We start from the raw sequence: 20124 nt of genomic DNA on the forward strand, positions 1-20124 counted from the left end.
TATGAAAATATACAGTTCTGACCAGATGAAAAATATAGATTTTGAAACGATAAAAAAATATATACCAGGTAATATTTTAATGGAACATGCAGGAATAGAAACAGTAAGAATAATAGAAAAAAAAATTCAAAATTTGTCAGAAAAAAAAGTAATAGTTTTGGCTGGGGCTGGAAATAATGGTGGAGATAGTTTTGTTGTTGCAAGGGGATTATCTTCAAAAGTTTCAAAATTAGATATATATTTCATTGGAGAAGAGGAGAAATTATCTGAAGATTCTAGATTAAATTATAATATATGTAAAAAACTTAATTTAAATTTCATAAAAAACTTTGAAGAATTAATGGAATTAAATGAAAAATTTAAATATGATATAATTATAGATGGAATATTTGGAATTGGATTAAATAGAAATGTTATAGGAGAGCATTATAATCTAATAAGTTTTGTAAATAATTTGAAAAATAAATTTGTAATATCTTTGGATATACCTTCTGGAGTTAATAGTAATACAGGAGAAATACAAAAAATAGGGATAAATGCAGATTTAACAATTGCTTATCATGGTGGGAAATTAGGTCATTTTTTATATCCTGGTAGAGAATACAGAGGAAAATTATCCATTGTAGATATAGGAATACCAAATATTGTTGAAAGTGAAGATGATTTGGATGATATATACGAAATAATTAAAAAAGAGGATATAAAATTTAAAATTAGAAATAAAAATATACACAAAGGAAATGCTGGGAAAGTGGTATGTATTGGAGGTAAAACAGGATTTAGTGGAGCAATATATATGGCAAGTGAAGCAGCTCTAAATAGCGGAAGTGGATTAGTTTATTCTATTATTCCAAAAGGTATAAATACTATTTTAGAACAGAAAAGCACTGAAACAATTACAGTTCCAATTGGAGATGAGAAAAGGGAATATTTTAGAGCAATTGATTATGTTGAAACAATTAATTTTATAAATGAAATAAAACCAGATGTAATTATTTTAGGTCCAGGGATTGGAAGAGAAGAAGAAACAATAAATTATATATTAAAATTGTTAAATGAAATAAATGATATTAATATAGTGTTGGATGCAGATGGATTATATGCTATAAAAGATGATTTAGCCATATTATATGGAAAAAATATTATAATGACACCTCATATGGGAGAATTTAAAAGAATAATAAAAAGTGATATAAAAAATAAATTAGAAAAAGCTAAATTATTTTCTGAAAATTATGGAGTTATAACAGTATTAAAAGGAGCGGATACAATAATAAGCAATGGAAAAAAAACATATATAAATTTAACAGGAAATCCAGGTATGGCAACAGCTGGAACTGGAGATGTACTAGCAGGAATTATTGCTTCTTTTGTGGGACAAGGGTATAATAGATTAGAAGCAAGTAAAATTTCTGTTTTTTTGCATGGATATATTGGAGATAAAATAGCTGAATATGAATCAGAAGAGGGAGTAACTGCTAATAAAATAATAAAAAAAATAGGAGAATGCATAAAAGATATAAAAAAATAAGAGTTATAGATTTTTTTTGAAAAAACTCTGTATAAATTTGGAGGTACAGTGAAGCGGGGAAAAAAAGATTATAAAATTTTAATAGTCAGTGATGAAGATATGTTAAAAATATTTTCTGTATCGCAATTAAAAGAGAAGTTTGGATATGTTGATTTTATTATTTCAGCAGGAGATGTGAGCAATGGATATTTAGATTATCTATTTTCTGCATTAGATAAAGATGTTATATATGTAAATGGAAATCATATCTATGAACAAAATCATAAAATAGAATTTTGTAAAAATATAGATGGGAAGATAATAAAATATAAAAATATAAAAATTTTGGGATTAGATGGTTCAAGAGTGTATTCATTTGGAGAACATCAATATACGGAATATGGAATGTGGAAAAAAATATTAAAGCAGATAATCAAAATAGCTATTAGAAGACCAGATATAGTAGTAACACATGCTCCAATAAGAGGAATTCACGATAAAGAAGATCATGTACATAAAGGATTTCGAGCGTTTAGGTATATATTGAAATATTGTAAGCCTAAATTATGGATACATGGACATATTCATCTTTCTAGTCAATATGAAAAACAGGAAACAATAGTAAATGGTACAAGAATAATAAATGCATATGGATATAAAGTTATTGAATTAAAAAAATGAGGTGATAAAAATAGAAACATATATTGATGCAAAAAATTCATATTCAAAATTTTTAAAAGAATCAAAAGGTTTCTTATGGTTTGGTAAAAAAGATGAAAATTTAAAAAGTTTTATAGAGGTTCAAAAAGAAAATAGTGCATATACAAGCGTTAATTTAGGAATAAAAGATGTTTTAATAAAAGATATAAAAGGTAGTGTTCAAAAATATATGGATTTTAATAAAAACTTTGTACCTAAAAATAGTGTTATTGAAGAAAGATGGTGTAGTATTTATTTGGCATTTGTAAATGAAAAACCTTTGCCACCTTTGGAGCTATATAAAATAAAAGATGAGTATTTTGTATATGATGGAAATCATAGAGTTTCTGTTGCAAAATTTTTAAATTTTGTTAGGATAGAAGCAGAAGTAAAAGAATTCATACCTTCTCCAACTACCAAAGAAAATGCTATTTATAATGAAAAATTTAATTTTGAAAAAAAGACAGGATTAAATAATATTAATTTTACAGAGATGGGACAATATAGCAGATTGTTAAAGGAGATAAATGACTACAAAGAATATGTAGAAAATTTCGAAAAAAAATCATTAGATTTAGAAAAAGTTTCAAAATTATGGTATGAAAAAATTTATGAACCATCAATAAAAATTTTAGAAGAAAACAATATATTATCTAATTTTAAAGATCGAACTTATGATGACCTGTTTATATATTTATTAAATCACAAATATTTTACAAGTGAAAAAAAAGGAAGAGATATAGGGTTTAGTTATGCTGTTATTAATTTTATAAATATGTTAAAATTAGAAGATAGTGAAGATAGTATAATAAAAGTAAATGAAAAGGTTGAAGAAAATTTAGAAATATTAAAAGAAACAGATGCAAGAAAAAAATTGGATGAAGTAATAGTGAGAAAAGATGATATATTAAAAAAGGAAACAGGATTAAATTTTAAACATAACTTTTTAATAATTTTTGAAATTGATGAGTTTATGTATAAAAATGAAATAGAAGATTTTCAAAATGGGGTAAAGCTATGGTATAAAGATGAATTTATGGAATTTTTTAAATGTTTTAAAAAAAAGATAGCTTTCTTAAGTAATATGTATTTAGAAAAATTTAAAATAATAACAAAAAATAGAGAAAGAGCATACTATTCATTAAAAAATTATGCAATAAAACAGTCAAATTTTGAAAGTGAGTTATTAATTGCAAATTATATTTTAGAAAGATATATTCCAATTATAGATCAATTAAAAGAGGTTGAATTAGGTGAAGATGAATTTATAGAAAGTTATTTTGGAATAGAATCAGAATATAATTATATATCTAAATATGAAGATATATCTTTTAAAGATGCTAAGGAGCGTTATTTTAATTCTATAAATAAAAGTTATTTGCAATCACATGGTTGGTTATTATTAAGATTTAAAGATGAAGAAAGAAAAAAAGATATATTAGATTATATAATTAATAAATTTAAAGAAAAATTATTAAATAAAAATTTATTTGACGAAATAGTGAAAAAATATGGACCAATAAAAAGATATGGAACAGTTTTTAAGTTAGAGACTGCAATGAAAGTTTATGGAGATTCAAATTGGTTAAGTGAAAAAGTATTGAAAGATTTAGAAAAATTAAGCAACAATAACGAGATATTAACTGAATTTAAAACAAGAATAACTTTGTATAAATTAAAAGAAAAGAGAGAAATGTCATTAATAGATTTTTATGCGAGAGTTCTTAATTATGGTACTTATTTGGGAAAAGATATGAAATATGTGGATATAATTGATTTGGCGATAGAATATTTAAACAATTAAAATATTTGGTACTATCATTTATAATTGGGTATTGGAGGGGAGTAAAATGAAAATTAAAACGAAAGTATCCATGACAATATTATTAATATTAATTTTTATAATAGTAAATTTTATAGTAGTATTTTATACAATTAATCTAACAAAACAAGATAGTTTGTTAGTTAATTTATCTGGAAGGCAAAGAATGTTAACACAAAAAATTAGTAAAAATATTTTTAAATATATTAGTATAAAAGATTTAGTAAAAAAACTAGAAGTGGAAAAAGAGATAAAAGGTGAAGTGAAATTATACGATAACACTAAAAATGCGATATTATATGGTGGTATAACATTGGATGGAGTAGGTAAACCTGTAAAAATAATAAGAGCAAAGTTAAGTAATTCATATATTGAACTAGAAAAAACTTGGAAAGAGTTTAAAAATTCAATAAATAAAATTATGAGTGGAGATAAAAATGCAGTAAATTATATTGATATGAATAACTTGAAGTTATTAAATTTATCAAATGAATTAGTAACCGAGCTTGAAGAAAATTCACAACAGAAATGGAGACTATTAAAATTATTTGAAATAATTTTTGCAATTATAATAGGGATTGTAATGTTATTTGTATCTCTGCATATTAAATTAAAAATCATAAATCCGCTTAATAAATTATTGAGACTGTTAAGAAAGGCAGAAAAAGGAGAAACAAATATAAAAATAGATATTAACTCAAATGATGAAATAGGAGAAATTAGTAAAATATTTTCAAATTATTTTAAAGTATTGAATAAAATTGTAAATAATATAGTTCTAGTTTCAGAAAATATTAATAATACAAAAGATGGAATAAAAAAATATTTTTTAAATATAGAAAATAGTTTTGAAGATTTAAGAGAAAGTATAGGTACTACATCTGCAGCAATAGAAGAATTATCTGGAACGTCAAGAAGTATAGCAGATAATGCAGTTCATATGAATCAAAATGTGGATAAGACTAAAAATTATATAGAAAAGGGTATGGAAATTGTAAATAGTACAACAGATGAAATAAAAAATTTGAAAGAACATATTAATAACGGGAAAGACGAAGTAAAAAAATTGGGGATTAAAACAGATGAAATAGGAGAAATAGTAATAGTAATAAATGAAATTGCAGCTCAAACAAATTTATTAGCATTAAATGCAGCAATAGAAGCCGCAAGAGCAGGAGAACATGGAAGAGGTTTTGAAGTGGTTGCAGAAGAGGTAAAAAAATTAGCTAATAGAACATCTAATGAAACAAAAGAGATATCTCTTATGATAAAGGATATACAAGAACAAATGGAAAATCTAATAAAACAAATGGGAAATATAGTAAAAGGTGCAGAAAAAGGTGAGGCTATGGTAAATTCTACTAATAATATGTTTAGTAAAATAGAGGAAAAGGTGGAAGGAATTTCAATTATGACAAACACAGTATCTATAGGAGTAAAAGAGGAGTCAATTGCAATAGAAGAATTATCTATTCAAGGTGACAATATAATAAATAATTTAGATGAAAATAGTTATGTGATAGAAAACTCTTTGAAATCAGTAGAAAAATTAGAAGAATTATCCAAAAGTCTAATTGAATTAACTGAATTTTTTGATATAAAAAGTATATCAAAGAGAAATAAAATTGTAGAAAGAAAGAATAAAGATAATTATAAAGGAAAAGAGTATATAAATTGGAATTCTGATTTTATAATTGGAATAGAAAAAATAGATAAAGAACATAAAAGCTTGGTAGATACAGTAAATGAATTAATTAATGCAATTGAATTAGGGAAGTCAAATGAAAAAATATATAATATAGTGGATTTTTTAGTGAAATATACAGCAGAACATTTTGCTGATGAAGAAGAAATAATGAAGAGAGAAAATTATCCGGGATTAGAGGAGCAAAGGAAAACTCATAAAAAGTTTGTGGAGTTTGCTATCAATTTACAAAAACAATTAGAAATGGAAGGAATTAAGTCAGGAACAGGAATAAAAATTAAAAAATTTGTAGGAGATTGGATAGTCGAGCATATAAAAGGAATGGACAGAAAAATAGGGGAATATTTAGGAACAATATAAAATAGAAAAAGAGTTGAACTAAAAATTCAACTCTTTTTAATATATTTAAGAAAGAAGGCAAAATATGATATTAAAAACAAAAAGATTGTTATTAAAAACCTTAGATGAAAGTTATGCAGAAGAAGTATTAGAATTTTACAAAAAAAATATAATTTTTTTGAAAGAGTGGGAACCAGAAAGAAATAATGATTTTTATAAAATAGGAGTTCATAAATTAAATTTAAGAAACGATGTATTAAAAAATGAAAAAAAAGAGTTATTTAGAGTTTGGATATTTAGATCAGGAGAAGAAAAAATATTGGGTACAGTAGCTTTATCAAATATTATTTATGGAGTATTTAAATCTTGCCATTTGGGATATAAATTTGATAAGGATGAAGTGGGAAAAGGATATGCAATAGAATCGGTGAAAAAAGTTATAGAATATGGATTTAATGAATTAAAATTACATAGAATAGAAGCAAATATAATGCCAAAAAATAAAAGATCGTTAAATTTAGTGAAAAAACTTGGATTTGAAGAGGAAGGATTAGCAAAAAATTATTTAAAAATAAATGGGGAATGGGAAGACCATTTACATATGGTGAAATTTAATGAGAAAATTATTTAGAATTATATTTAAGCCATTTCTAACTAGTGACAACGCAGAGCCGCAGAGGAATCAGAGGTTCACAGAGGAAATAATTAAAAAATCTTATAATATGCGAACTTTGTATTCTCTGTGGCTTTGCGTTGAAGATCCTCTTTTCTTACAATTATTTCATGCTATCAATTTATTTTTTATCCTTGACAAACGTGTGTATTTAAGGTATATTCTAATTATAGGATAATTTTTAGTATAACTTTCTAAAAATATTGAGTATAGTTTTTGATAACTGCTATAAAAAAGTAAGTTATTTCTATGTTTCCTAAGTAACGTTTAAAAAATAAGTTTTTCATAATTTTTAAGCCTTACTGAATAAATTTTGGAGGTGCAAATATAATGTTTAAAGTTGCTTGTATAGGAGAAATGTTGATAGATTTCATATGTTCAGATATTGATGTTGATTTAGAAAATGGGGAGAATTTTACTAAAAAAGCTGGAGGAGCGCCAGCAAATGTAGCAATTGCAATAAGTAAATTAGGTGGGGAATCTTTTTTTATAGGTAAAGTAGGTGATGATCCATTTGGGAAGTTTCTTATAAATAAAATAAAAAAAAATGGAGTCGATATATCTTTAGTATCAATTGATAAAAAAAATAGAACTACATTGGCATTTGTATCTTTGCAAAAAAATGGAGAAAGAGATTTTATTTTTAATAGAGGTGCAGATGAAAATTTAAAATTTTCAGATATTAATTTAGAAAATTTAAAAGATGCTGGGATAATACATTTTGGATCTGCAACTGCACTTTTAGGTGGAAAATTGAAAAAAAGTTATGATAGCACATTAAAATATGTAAAAGAAAATGGAAATTTTATATCATTTGATCCAAATTATAGAGTTGATCTATGGAAAGATAGAATAGAAGAATTTATAGAAAAATCAATAGAATATGTTAAATATTCTGATTTTGTAAAAGTTAGTGAGGAAGAACTATTTTTATTAACTAAAAAAACAAAAAAAGAGGAAGCTGTAAAAAAATTACATTATTTAGGTGCTAAAATAGTTGCAGTAACGTTAGGGAAAAATGGAACTTTAATAAGCAATGGTAAAGAATCAAAAATAGTATCAAGTATAAAAGTAAAATCAATAGATTCAACAGGAGCAGGAGATGCATTTATAGGAGCTGTCTTGTATAAGATATCTAAATTAGAAAAAATAGAAGAGATAAATAATATGGAAACATTAGAAGAGATAGTAAACTTTGGGAATAAAGTTGGAGCGATAACTTGCACAAAATATGGAGCTATGGATGCTTTACCAACATTAGAAGAAGTGGAGGGGTAATTAATGGGGAGAGAATATTTAAGATTTATGAGTGAAATATTAGAAAAATTGCGAGACAGAAAAGAATATAAAAATATAGATTTTTCAATATTTTTTGCTAGATTTGGAAATAATTTTGAAATTTTATTTAATAATTTTAGAAGTTTATACGGGGATAGAAAAGATTTTGCGATAAAATTGGAAGAATTAATGTTTGTAGTGCAAGACTTTTATGTGAAAAGAGATGAAAGATTAAAAAAGATTGATTTAGAAAGAGAAAAAGAGCCAGATTGGTTTTTAAGTAATAATTGGGTTGAAATGATGTTATATATAGATAGATTTTCAAAAGATTTAAAAGGGTTTAAAGAGAGGATATCATATTTAAAAGATTTGGGAATAAATATAGTTCATTTTATGCCGTTATTACAGGCTAGAGAAGGAGAAAATGATGGTGGATATGCAGTAAGCGATTACACAAAAATAGATAGTAAATTTGGAGATATGAAAGATTTAAAAGATATTTTAAAAATATTTAGAAAAGAGAATATGTTGCTAGAATTGGATTTAGTTTTAAATCATACTGCTGATACACACGATTGGGCAAAACGAGCATTGGATGGAGATAAAAAATATCAAGATTATTATTATATGTATAATAATAGAGAAATTCCAGATAAATTTGAAGAAAGTTTGCCTGAAGTATTTCCTAAGACAGCACCTGGAAATTTTACATATAATAAAGAAATAAATAAATGGATTTTTACAGTATTTAATAATTATCAATGGGATTTAAATTATACCAATCCAGATCTATTTATAGAAATGACAAAGATTTTATTATTTTTAGCAAATGTAGGAATAGATATATTAAGATTAGATGCAGTAGCATTTTTATGGAAAAGAATTGGAACTAATAGTCAAAATTTGCCAGAGGCACACACAATATTACAAATGTTTAAAGCTTGTGCAAAAATTGTTGCCCCAGGAGTTGTATTTAAAGCAGAAGCAATTGTTCAGCCAGTAGAAATTGTTAAGTATTTAGGAGAAGGAGATTTAGAGGGAAAAGAGTGTGATATAGCGTACAATGCTTCATTTATGGTATTTTTATGGGATGCGATTGCTACTAAAAACACGAAACTATTACAAAAAGGACTTGAACATATGCCTAGATTACCAAAAGGAACTACTTGGGTAAATTATATTAGGTGTCATGATGATATAGGACTTGGATTTTCTGATTTGGATGCAATAGAATCAGGATATAATCCAGTATTACATAGAAAATTTTTATTAGAATATTATACAGGAAAATTTTATGGAAGCATGGCTTCTGGAATTCCATTTATGTATAATCCTAAAACTGGAGATGCGAGAATATCAGGAGAGTTAGCCTCATTATGTGGATTAGAAAAATCATTTAAAAATAAAAATTTTGATGAAATAGAAAAATCTATTGAAAAAATTATACTTTTGCATAGTGCAATAATGTCTTTTGGTGGGATTCCTTTAATTTATTATGGTGATGAATTGGGGATGACTAATGATTATAGTTATGAATTAGATGAAGAGAAAAAAGATGATAATAGATGGATACACAGACCTGTTATTGATGAAGAAAGACTGAATATAAGAAAAAAAATGGGTTCTATTGAAAATAGAATATTTGAAAACATAAAAAAATTGATAAAAATCAGAAAAAATACTCCTGAGTTTTATGGAGAAAATAATTATAAGATTGTAGGAAATGATAATTTAAACAGTTTTATATTTATAAAAGAGCATAAGGATAGTAAAATAATGGTAATAATGAATTTTTCTGATAGAGAACAAGAAATAGAATATAGCATTTTGATGAAAAATGGATTTTTTGGAGAAGTAATTGATAAATTTACAAATAAAATACCTGAAATTAGAAAAGGAAAAATTATAATAAAAAGATATCAATTTTATTGGTTAAAAGAAAAGGAAAACAGAGATTAATATCTCTGTTTTCCTTTTTAAATTTAATTTTATAATGAAATTATAAAGTAAAATTTCATTTGAAATAAAAGTGTAAATATGGTACAATATTTTATAATAGGGTAAGTGTTATGAGTATAAAAAACGAATAATTGATAATTAAAAAAAAGAAAAATTATTAATTTTTAATTTTGCATTATAAAAAAGGAGAATTGTAAATAGATGAATAAAAAAGCAATGGTAATAACGTATGGATGCCAGATGAATGTTAATGATAGTGCCAAAATAAAAGCTCAATTAACAAAACAAGGATATGAAATAACAGAAAACTTAAAAGATAGTGATTTAGTATTTATAAATACATGTACAGTAAGAGAAGGAGCTTCAAAAAAAGTATATGGTAAATTAGGAGAACTAAAAACTTTAAAAAAAACTAAAAAGGATATGATTGTTGGAGTAACTGGGTGTCTTGCACAAGAAAAAAAAGATGAAATTTTGAAAAGAGCACCTCATGTAAATCTTGTACTAGGGAATCAAAATATATATCAAATTCCAGAATATCTTAGTAAATTAGAAAATGATGAAATAAAACATGTTGTATTAGTAGATAATGAAGATGAATTACCACCAAGATTAGATGCAGATTTTGATTCTAATTTTTCAGGTTGTGTTTCTATAACATATGGTTGCGATAATTTTTGTACTTATTGTATAGTTCCGTATGTGAGAGGAAGAGAAAGAAGTGTACCTGTTAAAGATATAATTACTGATATAAATAATCTTTTGAAAAAAGGGTATAAAGAGATAATTTTATTAGGGCAAAATGTAAACTCATATGGAAAAGGGTTAACAAATGGTGAAAATTTCGCAAAATTATTAAAAGAAATATCTAAAATAGAAGGGAAATTTAGACTTAGATTTATGTCGCCACATCCAAAAGATTTTACAGATGATGTAATAGAATCAATAATAGCAGATGAAAGAATTAGCAGAAATATTCATCTTCCGCTTCAAGCAGGCTCAACTTCTGTTCTGAAAAAAATGAATAGAGGGTACACAAAAGAAGATTATTTGAAATTAGTTGAAAAATTAAGAAGTAAAATAAAAAATATTGCATTAACAACAGATATTATTGTAGGATTTCCATATGAAACTGAAGAAGATTTTAAAGATACTTTAGATGTTGTTGAAAAAGCAAGATATGAAAACGCATATATGTTTATGTATTCTAAAAGGGATGAAACTCCAGCGGCTACTATGGAAAAGCAAGTTAGTGAAGCAGAAAAAAAAGATAGATTACAAAGATTAATAGAAGTTCAAACTAGGATTACTAAAGAGGAAAGTAATAAATATTTAAATAAAGAAATAGAAATTTTAGTAGAAGGGTTGTCACCTAGAAATAAAGAGATGTATATTGGGAGAACTGATAGTAATAAAGTTGTAATATTTAAGGGTGATGAAACTCTTATAGGAAAATTTGCAACAGTTAAGATAAATGAAGCAAATACATGGACTCTTTATGGAGAGTTAATATAGGAATGGCTTAAAATGAATAGATATAAAAAATTTATTTTTCAAACGTTCTATAGGACTAGGGAAAATATTATATGGAGGTAATATATGAAAAAAGGTATAAGAGTATACAATTTATATCCAAAACTTATAGGTAGTATGGAGAAATGGATTGAACATTTTGACAGAATAAAAGAGATGAATTTTAATTGGATATATATAAATCCATTTCATTCGCCAGGATTTTCAGGTTCTGATTATGCAGTGAAAGATTATAATTTATATCATCCATTATTTGTAACTGGAGAAATGGATTTTTCAGATTTACATGGACAAAAAGAAAAGGGAGATTTTCTTTTAGAGAAAGTTTGTAATGAAGCTGAGAAAAAAGGTATGAAAATAATGATGGATTTGGTAATAAATCATACAGCTATAGATTCGCCATTAACAAAAGAACATCCTGAATGGTATATGAAAAATAGTGATGGAAGTATAAAAAATCCAGGTGCAATGGATGGAAATAATTGGATAGAATGGGGTGATTTAGCTCAAATTGATAATGAATATTCCATTGATAAGGATAATTTATGGGAATATTGGTTAGATATGATTTTGAAATATGCCAAATTGGGAGTAAGAGGATTTAGATGTGACGCAGCATATCATATACCAAGGAATTTATGGGAATATCTAATTAGTAATGTGAAATCTAAATATCCAGATTCTGTATTTATAGCAGAAACATTAGGATGTACTCCAAAACAACTGATTAATACAGCAGATGCAGGATTTGATTTTGTAATGAATAGTTTTAAGTGGTGGGATTTAAAAGCAGATTATTTTTTAAAAGATTATGGAGAATGGGCAGATAAATATCCTTCTTTAACTTTTCCTGAAAATCATGATACAGAAAGATATTCAAAAGAAATTAATGGGAATAAAGATTTAGCAATAGCTAAATATGCTTTAGGAGCTTATTTTTGTTCAAGTATAGCAATAACAATTGGGTTTGAATTTGGATTTGAAAGAAAAATAGATGTGGTCCAAACAAATCCTAGTTGGATGGAAGATAAAAAATATGATATTTCGAAAGAAATTTCTAGGATTAATCAGATTAAATCAGAATATGATATATTACAAGAAGACAATATTATAGAACCTATATATTTTAAAAATCATAATATTTTTGCATTTACAAAAGAAAGTTTAGATAAGTCAGAAAAAATATTGGTAATGATAAATAATGATGGAGAACATATTAATACAATCTATTATAATGGGTTATATAATTTAATGGGTGGAGAAAAAGTAATAGATATTTCTCACGGACATAGAATGGAGAATATTCCAGATAATTTTGAATATAATCTTTCTCCAGGAGAAGTAAAATTATTTTATATAAAAAAATAGTTGCCGATAATTATAAAGAGGTGGAAAAATGTCAAAAAATATATTAATAGTTGATGATGAAGTTGATGTTGTAGAGGTAATTGAAATGTTATTAAAGAATCAAGGATATAATGTTATAACTGCACATAATGGAATTGAGGCATTAGAAAGAATAGAAAAAAAAATTCCAGATTTAGTTATATTAGATATAATGATGCCGCAAATGGATGGGCTAGAAGCGTGTAAAAAAATGAGAGAAAATGAGAAAATGGAGAATGTTCCTATTGTTATGTTTTCTGCAAAATTATCAGCAGTTGATAAAAAAGAAGCATTTGAAGTGGGAGCAGATGGTTTTATTACAAAACCGTTTAATGCAAGAGGATTTATTGCAGGAATAAGAACCTATTTAGAATTAGGTCATATGTGAAAAGGAGTTGAATAATGGATTTTAATGAGTTGAAATATGAGGACGTTGTAAATTATAAATTAAAAGAGTTACAAAAATTAGGAAAAGAGTTAGGTATAGAAAAAGCATATAAATTAAATAAAGAAGATGCAATGCTAAAAGTAATTGAAGCTCTAGGAGAAAAAAAAGGAGAGCTTGTTGGTCATGGAGTTTTAGATGTATTACCAGATGGATATGGATTTTTAAGAAACAGCAGTCTTGGAAATGATATTTATGTATCTGCCTCTCAAGTGAAAAAGTTTTCTCTTAGATTAGGAGATATTGTAGCTGGAGAATGTAGAAAGCCAGTAAGTGATGAAAGTAATTTTGCAATATTAAAAATATTTACTATAAATGGGATTGATTTAGAAAAAGCTAAAAATAGACCTAAATTTGAAGATTTGATTCCATCTTATCCAGATAAATTATTAAAATTAACATCATCTAAAGATAAAGAAAATATACCTGGTAGAATAATAGAATTAATCTCTCCAATTGGATTAGGACAAAGAGGGATAATAGTGGCACCGCCAAAAGCAGGAAAAACAGTATTAATAAGTAGTTTGGCAAATGGTATTATTGAAAATAATCCTAATGTAGAAGTTTGGATATTGTTGATAGATGAAAGGCCAGAAGAGGTAACTGATATAAAAGAAAATGTGCAGGGAGCAGAAGTTTTTGCTTCAACATTTGATGAAGAGCCTAGAAATCACGTTAAAGTTACAGAAGCTATATTAGAAAAAGCAAAACGTCTTGTGGAAGATGGTAAAGATGTAGTAATATTAATGGATAGTTTAACTCGTCTTGCTAGAGCATATAACATAATTATACCATCAAGTGGGAAACTTATATCTGGAGGTATTGATCCAGGAGCTTTATATTTTCCAAAGAATTTTTTTGGTGCAGCAAGAAATATAAAAAATGGTGGAAGTTTAACAATATTAGCGACAGCTTTAATTGATACTGGAAGTAAAATGGATGATGTAATTTATGAAGAGTTTAAGGGTACTGGTAATATGGAAGTACATTTAGATAGAAATTTATCAGAACTTAGAATATTTCCAGCAATTGACATTAAACGTTCTGGAACTAGAAAGGAAGAACTGTTATTAAGTGAAGCTGAATTAATGGTAATATGGAGAATGAGAAGATTTTTAAGCAAATATTCATCAGCGGAAGCTACAAAACGATTAATAGATTTATTGAAAAAAACAGATAATAATGCTTCAGTTTTAAATCATTTTTTGAAGGGCGGAGATTTTAATGGCGACCAATCTAAGTAAACGGAAAATTATTAAAATATTTGTTTATATAATGTTATTTTTTTCAACTGTGTTTATACTAACAATAGTTAAAGGGAATTATCAAGAGAGTGGGAATGGAACAGATGCAATAACAAAAGGAGATATTTCTAAGATAAATAGTGAAAATGCAGGAATACAAATAATAGATTATCAATATTATACTTTTGAAAAAGATTATTCTGATGTAGTGAATAATTTAGAAACAGATAAAAAAGAAAATGAAAATAAGAAGCTTAAAGAGATATATTACACTGTAAAGCGTGGGGATACTTTGCATGGAATATCTCAAGCAGTTGGTCAAGACATGAATATAATTGTAGCAAATAATCCAAAAGTTAAAAATGGAAAAATTTATGCTGGGCAAAAGTTGAAGATATTAAATAAAGATGGAATATATTATACAGTAAAATCAAGAGATACTTTAGGAAAAATTTCAAATAAATATAAAGTTAAATTAGCAAGTATATTAGAGGCAAATAATTTAAACGATACTCAAATAAAAAAAGGTGAAAAAATATTTATACCTAATCCAAATTTAGATTTTGTTATAAAAGCTAATAGAACTAGATATGCTAAAAAAACATTTAGTAATAGAACAAAATTTGGTTGGCCAGTAAGGTATAGAGGAGTAACGAGCCCATTTGGGAATAGATATCACCCTGTATTAAAAAGATATATATTTCATACAGGTGTTGATTTGAGAGCTAGAACAGGAACAGCATTGTATTCTGCTTTGGATGGGAAAGTTACATATTCAGGTTGGATGTCAGGCTATGGGAGAATTGTTATAATTAAACATAGTAAAGGGTATTCTACAAGATATGCTCATTTAAGTAAGTCTTACGTGAAAGTTGGACAATATGTAAAAAAAGGGCAACAAATAGGAAAAACAGGAAAAACAGGTAGAGTTACAGGACCACATTTACATTTTGAAATTAGAAAGTATGGAAAACCATTAAATCCAATGCGATTTTTAAAAAGGTAGGGGAAACCCTACTTTTTATAATATTATACTGAGGTGAAATTTATGAAAAAATTAAAAAAAATTATTATTATATTTCTTTTTTTTAGTTCTGTAATTTATGCAGAAGATATTACAGTAGATGATTATTTAAATTTAGGAGATGCATATTATAAAGAAAATAATTTAAAAGAAGCTAAAGATTTATATGATAGAGCTTTAGAAATAGATAGCAGTAATATTACAGTTGTAATGAAGATTTTAAAAATTTATGAAACTAATAAAAAGTATGATGATGAATTAAAGTTTTTAGAGAATTTTTTAAGTAATAATGTAGATAAAAATAATTCAGAAATATATTTTAAGATAGCTGATATTTACAATAATTATAAAAAAAATAAAAAAAAAGCATATGAATATTATGAAAAATTTTTAAATAGTAGTGGTTCTAATAATTCAGAAAGAATTTTTTATATTGGAGATGTATATTTCAAAGATTTTTTATATGAAAAAGCCATGAATACATTTTTATTGGATAAAACTGGTAATTATAAAAATGAATTTGGAGCAGCAATAACATTGAGATTTTTAGGATATTATAAAAAATCGATATTATATTATAAAAAAGTTATAAAACAAAAGCCAAATTTTTTAGAGGCATATTTAGGGATTGGAATAAGTTATCAATTAAATAGTGATTTTGATAATGCTATTAAATATTTTTTGAAATATATAAGTGAAAAAAAAGATGAACAAGTATATATAGAATTAGTAAAATTATATATGATAAAGAAAAATGATAAGAAGGCAAAAACAATTGGACAAGAAGGGTTAAATTTTTTTCCTAATTCGAAAGAATTACGAGATTTAATGTTGACAATTTATTCTAATTAAAAGGAGATATATATGATAGTAGAATATAGGAATATAAATTTGAGTTTTAAAGAAATAGAAATTTTCAAAAATTTTAATTTAAAAATAGAAAATGGGGAGAAAATTTTATTAAAAGGAAAATCTGGTTCTGGAAAAACATCTTTAGGAAATTTTTTACTTGGATTTACTCAGCCGAATAGTGGAGAAATCTATTTTCAAAATGAATTGTTAAATGAAAAAACAATTTGGAAAATTAGACAAAAAATAGCTTATGTCAGTCAAGATGTAGATTTAGATGAGAAAAAAGTGATGAAAATAATAGCAGAAACTTTTGAATTTTCTGGAAATAAAGATAAAAAATTAAATAAAAAGATGTTAAAAAATTTATTAAAAAAATTTCGTTTAGAAGATATAATATTAGAAAAAAATGTGTCAAAATTATCAGGAGGAGAAAGACAAAGAGTAGGTATAATTTTATCAATATTATTAGATAGAGATATATTTGTTTTAGATGAAGCAACTGCGTCTCTTGATAAAGAGTTAAAAGCTATTGTAGCAAACTATTTTTCAGAGATAAATAAAACAGTAATCTCAATTTCCCATGATAAAGAGTGGGAAGATACAAATAAATATAAAGTCATAAATATAGGAGATGATAAAGATGGCCAATGATATATCAATTCTTTCATTATTTTTAGCTGCGTTAATGTTCCTTATACCTATTGGATTTAGCTTTTATTTTAAGCTATTTATGACAAAAGATATTATTATTTCTGGAATAAGAATGTTTGTTCAACTGTTTTTAGTTGGTGTTTTTTTGAAATATATATTTCAATTAGATAATTTTATGTTAAATATTTTATGGCTATTTTTAATGCTAATAGTGGCTGCATTTTCAATATTAAGTAATATAGAATTTAATAAAAAATTATTTTTACCACCAATTATAGCTTCTCTGTTTTTAGTGGTAGCATTTGTAGGAATATATTTCAATTATTTTATTATAGGATTAAAAGATATTTTTCAAGCAAAGTATTTTATACCAATAGGTGGAATGCTATTAGGAAATTCTTTAAAAGGAAATATAATAGGATTAGATAATTTTTATAAAAATATATCAAAGCAAGAAAAAAAATATTTTTATAAATTATCATTAGGTGCTACAAGATATGAGGCACTTTTACCATTTATTAGAAAAAGTATAAAGATATCATCTAAGCCAACACTTGCAACGATGGCAACTATTGGAATAGTATCTTTGCCAGGTATGATGACTGGTCAAATATTAAGTGGAGAAAGCCCTATGAATGCTATAAAATATCAAATAGCAATAACAATAGCGATATTAGTAACAAGAATGTTAGGAATAGTATTAACTTTATTATTTACAATACCAATAGCTTTTGATGAATATGGTGTATTGAAAAAAGATGTGTTTGGAAATTAATTATTTTTAACAATATGAGTTGATAAAATATTTAAATTTAAGTATAATCATTATACAATAATTATAAAAAATAACTGGAGGAGAAAATGGGATATTTAATAAGAGGAATAACAAAAAATAAAAATGCTAGATTTTTTTGCGTAGATTCAAAAAATATAGTAGAAGAAGCACAAAAAATACATAAATGTAGTGCCACAACAATAGCTGCTTTTGGAAGAGTATTGACAGCAGGAGTAATAATGGGAAGTGACTTAAAAGGAGAAAAAGATTTATTAACAATTAAAATAACTGGAGATGGAGCATTAAAACAAATAATTGTAACAGCAAATAGCAAAGGATATGTAAAAGGATATGTGTCTAATCCATATGCCGATTTACCATTAAATGAAAATGGGAAATTGGATGTTGGTGGGATAATAGGAAGAGGTAATTTACAAATAATAAAGGATATGGGGCTAAAGGAACCATATGTTGGGATTAGTAATCTCGTGAGTGGCGAGATTGGGGAAGATTTAGCAAATTATTTTTTCTATTCTGAGCAAGTTCCGTCAGTAGTTGGAGTAGGAGTTCTTGTAGATAAAGATTTATCAATTAAAAGAGCAGGTGGTTTTATAATTCAGCTTTTACCTGAAGCAGATGAAGAATTTATAAACAGATTAGAAGAAAAAATTAAAACTATAAAATCTGTGACAGAAATGTTAGAATCGAATATGTCTCCAGAAGATATTATAAATTCAATATTTGAAAATGTTGAGGATATAGAAATATTGGATAAAAAAGAGGTGAAATATAATTGTGACTGTGATAAAGATAGATTTTATAGAGGGCTTATAACTTTAGATAAAAACGAAATAAAAGAGATGTTAGAAACAGATAAAGAGATAAAAGCTAAATGCCATTTTTGTCACAAAGAGTATATTTTTACAGAAGAAGATTTTAAGGAGTTTTTAGAAAATTAGAAAAAGGAGACTAAGAAATGGAAGAAAAAAGTATTGTATTGATAGAATGTACCGATAAAAAAGGTCTAGTAAATAAAGTAACATCTGTAATATTTGGGCTTGGATTAAATATTGTTAGTAATAATCAATTTGTAGATGAAGAATCAAATCATTTTTTTATGAGAACTGAAATTGTAGGAAAAGTCTCAAAAGATATATTAGTTGATAAAATAAAAGAAAATTTACCAGATGATGCTATGATAAAAGTAATAGAATCAAAACCTAAAAGAATAGTTATAATGGGAACAAAAGAGCATCACTGTTTTTCTGATATAATAATTAGAAGTGAATACAAAGAGATAAATGCAGATATAGTAGGGGCGATAGGGAATTATGATGAATTAAGAGGATTGGCAGAAAAATTTGATATACCATATAGCTTTATTACTCATAATGAAAAAACAAAAGAGGAACACGAAGATGAAATAATAAAAAAAATTGAAGAATATAATCCTGATTATATAGTTTTGGCAAAGTATATGAGGATATTAACGCCTAAATTTGTAGAAAAATATGAACATAAAATAATAAATATACATCATTCATTCTTACCAGCATTTATTGGAGCGAATCCATATAGACAGGCATATAATAGAGGGGTAAAAATAATAGGAGCTACAGCACATTTTGTAACAAACGATCTTGATGACGGGCCTATTATAGCTCAAGAAGTTTTAAAGATAGATCATACTTATAGTGCAAAAGAGATGAGAAATGCAGGAAGAGATGCAGAAAGAGCAGCTTTTTCAAAAGCATTAAAATTAGTTTTTGAAGATAGAGTGTTTATAAATAAAAATAGAACCGTTATATTTGAATAGGTTGAGATAAATTTATGCTTTACTTTAAGTAGGTATTGTGATAAAATATGTATACAATTTAATAAAAAAATAAGTGAGATAGAGGTTGCAAAGCTCAATAGTAATAATATGGAGAAATGGGTATTTCTGCGAAGTATTATAAAAGGGAGAGTTGCCGAAATATAAAATCCATCCAAATTTTATATTGGGAGTATAGAAAATATCTATGCTACTGTCATCATAATGATGGAGGGCTATCTACGGACTTTAATAGTAAAAATAGAGTTGGTGGATATCATCAACTTTTTTTGTTTACTAGGAAAGTATAAATTTATTCAGAAAATAAACTACGCTGTTTTTTTGAAATATGCGATTTTTCAAAGCAAAATTTTTCAGAAACCAAAAATTTAGAAAAACATTTATATTTTACCAGA

Annotated in this window: 17 protein-coding genes and 1 riboswitch; all 17 genes read left to right on the forward strand. The window is 25.6% G+C overall.

Going from position 1 to position 20124, the window contains the following annotated elements; all coding sequences use genetic code 11:
• Position 1 precedes the first annotated feature (1 nt).
• The 17 genes from RDY08_RS03795 (at position 2) to purU (ending at position 19711) form a co-directional block, all read left to right on the forward strand.
• Positions 2–1531, forward strand: a complete 1530-nt coding sequence (locus RDY08_RS03795; RefSeq protein WP_307905098.1) for an NAD(P)H-hydrate dehydratase — start codon at positions 2–4, stop codon at positions 1529–1531.
• Positions 1532–1579: 48 nt separating this feature from the next.
• Positions 1580–2191: a metallophosphoesterase family protein gene (locus RDY08_RS03800; protein WP_307905099.1), complete on the forward strand. Its 612-nt coding sequence runs from the start codon at positions 1580–1582 to the stop codon at positions 2189–2191.
• Between the two features lies 1 nt (position 2192).
• Positions 2193–4013 (forward strand): DUF4032 domain-containing protein, encoded by a 1821-nt coding sequence (locus RDY08_RS03805; RefSeq protein WP_307905100.1) that lies wholly within the window; start codon positions 2193–2195, stop codon positions 4011–4013.
• 46 nt (positions 4014–4059) lie between these two features.
• The gene (locus RDY08_RS03810) at positions 4060–6096 is read left to right on the forward strand and encodes a bacteriohemerythrin (RefSeq protein ID WP_307905101.1); all 2037 of its coding nucleotides are present in this window, start codon (positions 4060–4062) and stop codon (positions 6094–6096) included.
• Between the two features lie 64 nt (positions 6097–6160).
• Positions 6161–6706, forward strand: a complete 546-nt coding sequence (locus RDY08_RS03815; RefSeq protein WP_307905102.1) for a GNAT family N-acetyltransferase — start codon at positions 6161–6163, stop codon at positions 6704–6706.
• A gap of 372 nt (positions 6707–7078) precedes the next feature.
• Positions 7079–8026, forward strand: coding sequence for a carbohydrate kinase family protein (locus tag RDY08_RS03820; RefSeq protein WP_307905103.1), 948 nt, complete (start codon positions 7079–7081; stop codon positions 8024–8026).
• 3 nt (positions 8027–8029) lie between these two features.
• A complete protein-coding gene (locus RDY08_RS03825; protein WP_307905104.1) occupies positions 8030–9985 on the forward strand; it encodes an alpha-amylase family protein in 1956 nt (651 codons plus the stop codon).
• Between the two features lie 201 nt (positions 9986–10186).
• Positions 10187–11500 carry a tRNA (N6-isopentenyl adenosine(37)-C2)-methylthiotransferase MiaB gene (miaB, locus tag RDY08_RS03830; RefSeq protein WP_307905105.1) on the forward strand — a complete coding sequence of 438 codons (1314 nt, stop codon included), beginning with the start codon at positions 10187–10189 and terminating at the stop codon, positions 11498–11500.
• Between the two features lie 84 nt (positions 11501–11584).
• A complete protein-coding gene (locus tag RDY08_RS03835; protein WP_307905106.1) occupies positions 11585–12886 on the forward strand; it encodes an alpha-amylase family glycosyl hydrolase in 1302 nt (433 codons plus the stop codon).
• Between the two features lie 28 nt (positions 12887–12914).
• A complete protein-coding gene (locus RDY08_RS03840) occupies positions 12915–13292 on the forward strand; it encodes a response regulator (protein WP_307905107.1) in 378 nt (125 codons plus the stop codon).
• Between the two features lie 14 nt (positions 13293–13306).
• Positions 13307–14593 carry a transcription termination factor Rho gene (gene rho, locus RDY08_RS03845; RefSeq protein ID WP_307905108.1) on the forward strand — a complete coding sequence of 429 codons (1287 nt, stop codon included), beginning with the start codon at positions 13307–13309 and terminating at the stop codon, positions 14591–14593.
• The gene (locus tag RDY08_RS03850) at positions 14574–15599 is read left to right on the forward strand and encodes a peptidoglycan DD-metalloendopeptidase family protein (protein ID WP_307905109.1); all 1026 of its coding nucleotides are present in this window, start codon (positions 14574–14576) and stop codon (positions 15597–15599) included. The genes rho and RDY08_RS03850 overlap by 20 nt, the downstream gene beginning before the upstream one ends.
• Before the next feature lie 42 nt (positions 15600–15641).
• Positions 15642–16469, forward strand: a complete 828-nt coding sequence (locus tag RDY08_RS03855) for a tetratricopeptide repeat protein (RefSeq protein WP_307905110.1) — start codon at positions 15642–15644, stop codon at positions 16467–16469.
• Between the two features lie 12 nt (positions 16470–16481).
• Positions 16482–17120 (forward strand): ABC transporter ATP-binding protein, encoded by a 639-nt coding sequence (locus tag RDY08_RS03860; protein ID WP_307905111.1) that lies wholly within the window; start codon positions 16482–16484, stop codon positions 17118–17120.
• A complete protein-coding gene (locus RDY08_RS03865) occupies positions 17110–17895 on the forward strand; it encodes an ABC transporter permease (RefSeq protein WP_307905112.1) in 786 nt (261 codons plus the stop codon). Before RDY08_RS03860 ends, RDY08_RS03865 begins: the two co-directional genes overlap by 11 nt.
• Positions 17896–17981: 86 nt before the next feature.
• Positions 17982–18854, forward strand: coding sequence for an Hsp33 family molecular chaperone HslO (gene hslO / locus RDY08_RS03870; RefSeq protein ID WP_307905113.1), 873 nt, complete (start codon positions 17982–17984; stop codon positions 18852–18854).
• A gap of 17 nt (positions 18855–18871) precedes the next feature.
• Positions 18872–19711, forward strand: a complete 840-nt coding sequence (gene purU / locus RDY08_RS03875; protein WP_307905114.1) for a formyltetrahydrofolate deformylase — start codon at positions 18872–18874, stop codon at positions 19709–19711.
• Between the two features lie 71 nt (positions 19712–19782).
• A riboswitch (Lysine riboswitch) is annotated at positions 19783–19955 on the forward strand.
• The last annotated feature ends 169 nt before the right edge of the window (positions 19956–20124 follow it).

Source organism: Haliovirga abyssi (assembly GCF_030295325.1).
In the GTDB taxonomy this organism is placed as follows: domain Bacteria; phylum Fusobacteriota; class Fusobacteriia; order Fusobacteriales; family Haliovirgaceae; genus Haliovirga; species Haliovirga abyssi.

What these genes read in the sequence shown, in the direction of transcription:
- RDY08_RS03795 (WP_307905098.1), top strand. Translation starts at nt 2, where the DNA reads ATGAAAATATACAGTTCTGACCAGATGAAAAATATAGATTTTGAAACG.
- RDY08_RS03810 (WP_307905101.1), top strand. Translation starts at nt 4,060, where the DNA reads ATGAAAATTAAAACGAAAGTATCCATGACAATATTATTAATATTAATT.
- RDY08_RS03815 (WP_307905102.1), top strand. Translation starts at nt 6,161, where the DNA reads ATGATATTAAAAACAAAAAGATTGTTATTAAAAACCTTAGATGAAAGT.
- RDY08_RS03820 (WP_307905103.1), top strand. Translation starts at nt 7,079, where the DNA reads ATGTTTAAAGTTGCTTGTATAGGAGAAATGTTGATAGATTTCATATGT.
- RDY08_RS03825 (WP_307905104.1), top strand. Translation starts at nt 8,030, where the DNA reads ATGGGGAGAGAATATTTAAGATTTATGAGTGAAATATTAGAAAAATTG.
- miaB (WP_307905105.1), top strand. Translation starts at nt 10,187, where the DNA reads ATGAATAAAAAAGCAATGGTAATAACGTATGGATGCCAGATGAATGTT.
- RDY08_RS03835 (WP_307905106.1), top strand. Translation starts at nt 11,585, where the DNA reads ATGAAAAAAGGTATAAGAGTATACAATTTATATCCAAAACTTATAGGT.
- RDY08_RS03840 (WP_307905107.1), top strand. Translation starts at nt 12,915, where the DNA reads ATGTCAAAAAATATATTAATAGTTGATGATGAAGTTGATGTTGTAGAG.
- rho (WP_307905108.1), top strand. Translation starts at nt 13,307, where the DNA reads ATGGATTTTAATGAGTTGAAATATGAGGACGTTGTAAATTATAAATTA.
- RDY08_RS03850 (WP_307905109.1), top strand. Translation starts at nt 14,574, where the DNA reads ATGGCGACCAATCTAAGTAAACGGAAAATTATTAAAATATTTGTTTAT.
- RDY08_RS03855 (WP_307905110.1), top strand. Translation starts at nt 15,642, where the DNA reads ATGAAAAAATTAAAAAAAATTATTATTATATTTCTTTTTTTTAGTTCT.
- RDY08_RS03860 (WP_307905111.1), top strand. Translation starts at nt 16,482, where the DNA reads ATGATAGTAGAATATAGGAATATAAATTTGAGTTTTAAAGAAATAGAA.
- RDY08_RS03865 (WP_307905112.1), top strand. Translation starts at nt 17,110, where the DNA reads ATGGCCAATGATATATCAATTCTTTCATTATTTTTAGCTGCGTTAATG.
- hslO (WP_307905113.1), top strand. Translation starts at nt 17,982, where the DNA reads ATGGGATATTTAATAAGAGGAATAACAAAAAATAAAAATGCTAGATTT.
- purU (WP_307905114.1), top strand. Translation starts at nt 18,872, where the DNA reads ATGGAAGAAAAAAGTATTGTATTGATAGAATGTACCGATAAAAAAGGT.